The following is a 4,676-nucleotide window of genomic DNA, read 5'->3' as shown; positions in this document are numbered from 1 at the left end:
GCGACGCTAGCACGCGCCGGCGCGGCCGAATTGCCTGTGAGCGAAGTCGCACCGGGAATCTTCGTACACTCCGGGACTATCGCCCTGATGAGCCGCGAGAACGAGGGCGACATTGCCAATGTCGGCTTCATCGTCGGCGATGAGGCCGTGGCCGTGATCGACACCGGCGGCAGCGTTCGCGAAGGCGAGGCGCTGCTGGCCGCCGTCCGAGCCCACACGTCCAAGCCGATCCGCTATGTCGTCAACACCCACGGCCATCCCGATCATATCTTCGGCAACGCCGCCTTCGTGGCCGAGACGGTCAGCTTCGTCGGCCATAGCCGGCTGCCGCAGGCGCTTGCGGCGCGCGGGCCGTTCTATCTCGAAAACTTCCGCCGCATCATGGGCAACGAGCTGATCGATCCCGTCAAGATCATCGCTCCGACCCTGCTGGTTTCGGAGACGATGACGCTGGATCTCGGGTCGCGCCGCCTGACCCTTCGCGCCTGGCCGGCCGGCCACAGCGACAATGACCTCACCGTATACGACGAGACAACCAAGACCCTGTTCGCGGGCGACCTGGTTTTTCTCCGCCACGTTCCGGTCATGGACGGCAGCATCCGCGGCTGGCTCGACACGCTGAAGGCGTTGGAGGCCATCCCGGCGCTGCGCGTCGTTCCCGGTCACGGCCCGGTGAGCGACTGGCCTGCTGCGCTGGCCGATGAACGGCGCTATCTGTCAACGCTGCTGTCCGACGTTCGCGCGCTGAACAAAAAGGGCGCGCCGATCCGCGCCGCCGCGGACAAGGCCGCCGCGTCGGAGAAGCCGCATTGGCAATTGTTCGACGACTACAACGCGCGCAACGCAACTGCAGCATTCTCGGAAATTGAATGGGAGTAGCGGGCGCGCTAGGATGTGCCCCAAAGATTGTTCGTCCGCGGGATCATGAGTCATGACGGGATGCACACGCCGACTGCCCTTGATCGCCCTGCTCCTCGGCGTCGCCTTCGCTGTACCTGCATCGGCGGAAGAGGCCCCGGATCCGTGGCCGGGGCTCGTGCAGGACATCTTCGGCAACCGCCCGATGAACGACGGCAGCGCCGTGATTGGCATCGAGATGCCGTATCGCGCCGAAGATGCCGCCATCGTGCCGGTCACCTTGCGCAACAAGCTCTCGCCGGCCGACAGCCGCCGCATCCGTTCGATCACGCTCGTGATCGACCGCAATCCCGCGCCGATGGCGGCGAAGTTCGAGCTCGGGCCGGAGGCCAATGTCACGGAAATCTCGACCCGCGTGCGCGTCAACAACTACACCGATGTCCACGCGGTCGCCGAGCTCAGCGACGGTCAGCTCTACGTGTCGAAAGTCTATGTGAAGGCCTCCGGCGGCTGCTCGGCACCGGCGGTCAAGAACGTCGAGGAAGCCAAGAACCGGATCGGCCAGATGCGTTACCGGCAATTCGCGCGCGAGGAGACGCCGGCCAGCCGCGTCCGCGAAGCGCAGATCATGATTGGGCATCCCAATAATTCAGGGCTGCAGATGGACCAGGTCACGCAGCTCTATATTCCCGCCTTCTTCATCAATCAGCTGAAGCTGACGCAGGACGACAGCCCCGTGCTGTCGATGGAAGGCGGCATCTCGATCTCGGAAGATCCCAATCTGCGCTTCACCTACGTCTCCAACGGCGCCAAGCGTTTCCGCGCGGAGGCAAAGGACACCGAGGGACACGTGTTCCGCAACGAGTGGGATGTCGAGAAGCCGGGGACGTGACGGGTCATTCCGGGGCGGTCCGCAGGACCGAACCCGGAATCTCGAGCTTCTCTGGTGCGCAACTGCGCACCATAGTTCGCGCTTTGCACGCCCCGGAATGACAACAGCAAACTAAAAGCACCTCACCTCGGCTTCCGCCTGTGCGCGCCGCAAATCGTTCACGGCCGAGTTCGCCTGCTCTGATGTGCGGAACTGGACGCCGAGATTGCCGCGCACCTGGGACATGCTGAGCGCGGTCTCTGCGGTCACGTAGCGCTGGTAGGGCATGATCGAAGCCACCACATCGATCGAGCAGGAACATTGTTCGATCGACTGGCGGCTCTCACCGTTGGCCTTCATGCAGCCATAGACGTACTCTGCGCGCGCCGAGGTCGGATAATCATTGGCCTCTTGCGCCCGCGCCACGCATACCGTGGCAGCGAACGCCGTCAATGCGGCGACAATCGGTCGTAGCTGTCCCGCAAGTTTCATGCGCATCCTCCCGCTGGTTGCGACCAAGGCTATGCTATGCGTATTGTCCTGAAAAGCACTCTTCAGGGGAAACGGCCCACAAGGTGATGAGAGTCCTGGGACGAACATTGGCGCTCGCGGCGACGCTGGTGCTGGTGCTGACGCTGGCGGCGCCTGCCAACGCCGCGGATACGATCCGCCTTGCGGTGCAGAAGACCGGAACATTCTCCTGGGAGCTCGCAGCGATCCGCGGCGCCGGTCTCGACAAGGAAGCCGGCCTGTCGCTGGAGGTCACCGAGCTTGCAAGCACCGAGGCCGGCAAGATCGCGATGCGCGCCGGCAGCGCCGATATCATCCTGTCGGACTGGCTGTGGGTCTCGCGCGAGCGTGGGCTGGGCGCCAAGCTCACCTTCTATCCCTATTCCAGCGCGCTCGGCGCGGTGATGGTGCCGGCCAGTTCGCCGATCAAGACCCTCGCCGACCTCAAGGGCCGCAAGCTCGCCGTCGCGGGCGGGGCTATCGACAAGAGCTGGCTGCTGCTCCAGGCGCGCATGAAGCAGGACGGCATCGACCTGAAGTCGCAAGCGACCATCGTCTATGGGGCCCCGCCTTTGATCGCCGCCAAGTCGCTGGACGGCGAGATGGATGCGAGCCTCAATTTCTGGAATTTCTGCGCCCAGCTCGAGGCCAAGGGTTTCAGGCGCCTCGCCGGCATCGAGGAGATCTTGCCGAAGCTCGGCGCCAAGGGCGCGGTCGCCGCGGTCGGCTACGTCTTCGACGAGAATTGGGCCGGAACCCACAAGGATGCCGTTGCGCGCTTCATCGCGATGACCCGCAAGGCCAAGGAATTGCTGGCGAGCTCGGATGCGGCCTGGGACAAGGTCGCGCCGCTCACGGGCACAGCCGATCCTGCCCTGCTCAAGACCTACCGCGACCGCTACCGTGACGGCATTCCGCGCCGGAGCATCAATGACGAGGAGACGGACGCGCGCGTGCTCTATCGCGTGCTGGCCGAGATCGGCGGCCGCGAACTCGTGGGACCGGCGGCCGAGCTCGATCCCGGCACCTTCTATCACGCGGTCCCCGGAGACTGAGGTGCTGCGCCTGCTCTCGTTCGCCCTGCTGCTCGCGACCTGGTGGATTGCCGCGCTCCTCGCCGGCGGCGCGAAGCTGCCCTCCCCGCCGGCCGTGCTTGAGGTGATGATCGCAGAAGCCTCATCGGGCGCGCTGTTCCTGCATCTCGGCGCCACGCTGGCGCGCGTCGCGCTCGCCTTCACGCTGGCGATGTCGCTCGGCAGCGCGATCGGCTATCTGATGGGGCGGGTCAAGCTCGCCGACCGGCTCGGCGATCCCTGGCTGATCCTGCTGCTGAATCTGCCGGCGCTGGTCGTGATCGTGCTGGCCTATATCTGGGCCGGGCTCACCGAGGCCGCCGCGATCGCAGCCATCGCCATCAACAAGCTGCCGACCGCCATCGTCACTTTGCGCGAGGGCACCCGCGCGCTCGACCGTTCGCTGGACGAGATGGCGAGCGTGTTCGCGATGCCGCCCTGGCGCGCCTTCCGCCACGTCGTGCTGCCGCAGCTTGCACCCTACATCGCGGCCTCCGCCCGCTCCGGATTATCGCTGGTGTGGAAGATCGTGCTGGTCGCCGAGCTGCTCGGACGGCCGAACGGCGTCGGCTTCGAGATCGGCGTCGCGTTCCAGCTGTTCGACACGCCGCGGCTGCTGGCCTATTCGCTGACCTTTGCCGCCGTCGTGCTCGTCATCGAGACCTTGCTGGTGCAGCCGTTCGAAGCCCGCGCAAACAGGTGGCGCCCCCGTGCGGCTTGAGGTCGAGATATCGGGCAAGACCTTCAGGAGTGCCGCGGGCGGAAGCCACGAGGTGCTGGCGCCGCTCAAATTCGCGCTTCAATCCGGCGAGGTCGGGGTGTTGATCGGCCCGTCCGGTTGCGGCAAGAGCACGATGCTGCGCATCATCCTGGGACTGGATCACGACTTTGCAGGCCATATCGTGCGCCCGCCGGAGGCGCAGATCGGCATGGTGTTCCAGGAGCCGCGGCTGCTGCCGTGGCGCTCGGTCGAGCAGAACGTGCGGTTGGCCGCTCCTGACGTCACCGATGCGAAGCTCGCCGAGCTGTTCAGGATCCTGGAGCTGGAGGCGCATCGCAGCCACTTCCCGGGCGAATTGTCGCTCGGCCTCGCCCGCCGCGTCGCACTGGCCCGTGCCTTCGCGGTCGAGCCCGACCTGCTCGTGCTCGACGAGCCCCTCGCCTCGCTCGATGACGCGCTCGCCGGCCGCCTGCGCGAGGAGATCGCAACGCTGGTCGCGCGCCGGCCGGTGATGACGCTGCTCGTCACTCACAGCCTCGACGATGCGATCCGCCTCGGCGACCGGCTGTTCATTCTATCAGCGCGCCCCGCACGGATCGTGCGGGAACTGTCGATCTCCACCCCGCGCGCCGCGCGGAGCGAG

6 protein-coding genes are annotated in these 4,676 nt (G+C 66.0%); 5 read left to right on the top strand and 1 reads right to left on the bottom strand.

The features are described 5' to 3' along the window. On the top strand, window positions 1-879 hold an 879-nt coding region (locus JHD07_RS19495; RefSeq protein ID WP_291624794.1), incomplete at its 5' end, for a quinoprotein relay system zinc metallohydrolase 2. 52 nt (window positions 880-931) lie between these two features. Then, a complete protein-coding gene (locus tag JHD07_RS19490; RefSeq protein ID WP_291624791.1) occupies window positions 932-1,750 on the top strand; it encodes a quinoprotein dehydrogenase-associated SoxYZ-like carrier in 819 nt (272 codons plus the stop codon). Between the two features lie 111 nt (window positions 1,751-1,861). Here JHD07_RS19490 and JHD07_RS19485 read toward each other — a convergent pair whose 3' ends face one another. After that, entirely contained in the window at window positions 1,862-2,221 is a 360-nt protein-coding gene (locus JHD07_RS19485; RefSeq protein ID WP_291624789.1) for a hypothetical protein, read from the bottom strand. A gap of 86 nt (window positions 2,222-2,307) precedes the next feature. Here JHD07_RS19485 and JHD07_RS19480 point away from each other — a divergent pair, with 86 nt between their 5' ends. The 3 genes from JHD07_RS19480 to JHD07_RS19470 all read left to right on the top strand — a co-directional run. Beyond that, window positions 2,308-3,294, top strand: a complete 987-nt coding sequence (locus tag JHD07_RS19480) for an ABC transporter substrate-binding protein (RefSeq protein WP_291624811.1) — start codon at window positions 2,308-2,310, stop codon at window positions 3,292-3,294. A gap of 1 nt (window position 3,295) precedes the next feature. Further along, window positions 3,296-4,033, top strand: coding sequence for an ABC transporter permease subunit (locus JHD07_RS19475; protein ID WP_291624787.1), 738 nt, complete (start codon window positions 3,296-3,298; stop codon window positions 4,031-4,033). Further along, window positions 4,023-4,676: ATP-binding cassette domain-containing protein (locus JHD07_RS19470; protein ID WP_291624785.1), on the top strand; the 654-nt coding region annotated here is incomplete at its 3' end. The genes JHD07_RS19475 and JHD07_RS19470, both read left to right, overlap by 11 nt.

The organism is Bradyrhizobium sp., from assembly GCF_016462955.1.
In the GTDB taxonomy this organism is placed as follows: Bacteria; Pseudomonadota; Alphaproteobacteria; order Rhizobiales; family Xanthobacteraceae; genus Bradyrhizobium.
This window is presented reverse-complemented; position numbering and strand designations above follow the sequence as displayed.